This window comes from Pseudoalteromonas sp. SWXJZ94C, from assembly GCF_015864385.1.
Lineage (GTDB): Bacteria > Pseudomonadota > Gammaproteobacteria > Enterobacterales > Alteromonadaceae > Pseudoalteromonas.
Map to the genome: position 1 here is coordinate 1 of NZ_JADYXF010000123.1, position 1,598 is coordinate 1,598.

Genomic DNA, 1,598 nt, shown 5'->3' on the forward strand with positions numbered 1-1,598 from the left:
CCATCGTTTAGTGCGCTTGCATCAATTGGATCTGTTACGTATTCGCCGTTAATTACGGTTGCTTGTACTTCAATTGGCGGATTAACGCCGTCGTTAATAGTCACCGTTACGGTTTGACCGTCTTCAACATCAGTAACCGTACCACGTACAACAATCTCTGCACTTTCGCCGTTACCGTTAATAACTGAGTCGGCTGTTTTATCAATGCTGGTAGTAATGGCTGCGGTGTTATCAAGCTCAACCGTATCTTGTGCTGTTACAGGATTACCTGCCACATCTGATGCAGTCGCGGTAGCGGTTAATGTGCCGTCGTTCAATGCGCTTGCATCAATTGGATCTGTTACATATTCGCCATTAATTACGGTTGCTTGTACTTCAACTGGCGGATTAACGCCGTCGTTAATAGTCACCGTTACGGTTTGACCGTCTTCAACATCAGTAACTGTTCCGCGTACAACGATCTCTGTACTTTCGCCGTTACCGTTAATAACTGAGTCGGCTGTTTTATCAATGCTGGTAGTAATGGCTGCGGTGTTATCAAGCTCAACTGAATCCTCAGCGCTTACAGGGTTGCCTGCTACATCTGACGCTGTTGCAGTAGCGGTTAATGTGCCATCGTTTAATGCACTTGCATCAATAGGATCGGTGACGTATTCGCCGTTAATTACGGTTGCTTGTACTTCAACTGGCGGATTAACGCCGTCGCTGATTGTTACAGTAACGGTTTGACCATCTTCAACGTCAGTAACCGTACCGCGTACAACGATCTCTGTACTTTCGCCATTACCGTTAATTACTGAATCCGCTGTTTTATCAATACTTGTGGTAATGGCTGCGGTGTTATCAAGCTCAACCGTATCTTGTGCTGTTACCGGGTTGCCAGCTAAATCAGACGCTGTTGCGGTGGCTGTTAATGTGCCATCGTTTAGTGCGCTTGCATCAATTGGATCTGTTACGTATTCGCCGTTAATTACGGTTGCTTGTACTTCAATTGGCGGATTAACGCCGTCGTTAATAGTCACCGTTACGGTTTGACCGTCTTCAACATCAGTAACCGTACCACGTACAACAATCTCTGCACTTTCGCCGTTACCGTTAATTACGCTATCCGCTGTTTTATCAATACTGGTGGTAATGGCAGCGGTATTATCAAGCTCAACCGTATCTTGTGCTGTTACCGGGTTGCCTGCAACATCTGATGCAGTTGCTGTGGTTGTTAATGTGCCATCGTTTAGTGCGCTTGCATCAATTGGATCGGTTACGTATTCGCCATTAATTACGGTTGCTTGTACTTCAATTGGAGGATTAACGCCGTCGTTAATAGTCACCGTTACGGTTTGACCGTCTTCAACATCAGTAACCGTACCGCGTACAACGATCTCTGTACTTTCGCCGTTACCGTTAATAACACCGTCATCGGTTTTATCAATACTGGTAGTAATGACTGCGGTGTTATCAAGCTCAACAGTATCTTGTGCTGTTACAGGGTTGCCTGCTAAATCAGACGCCGTTGCTGTGGATGTTAATGTGCCGTCGTTCAATGCGCTTGCATCAATTGGATCTGTTACATATTCGCCATTAATTACGGTTGCTTGTAC

1 protein-coding gene is annotated in these 1,598 nt (G+C 45.6%); it reads right to left on the reverse strand.

Features of this window, described 5'->3' with window-relative positions; all coding sequences use genetic code 11:
- The coding region (locus I6F65_RS21285; RefSeq protein ID WP_369122879.1) for a beta strand repeat-containing protein at positions 1-1,598 on the reverse strand (1,598 nt) is incomplete at both ends.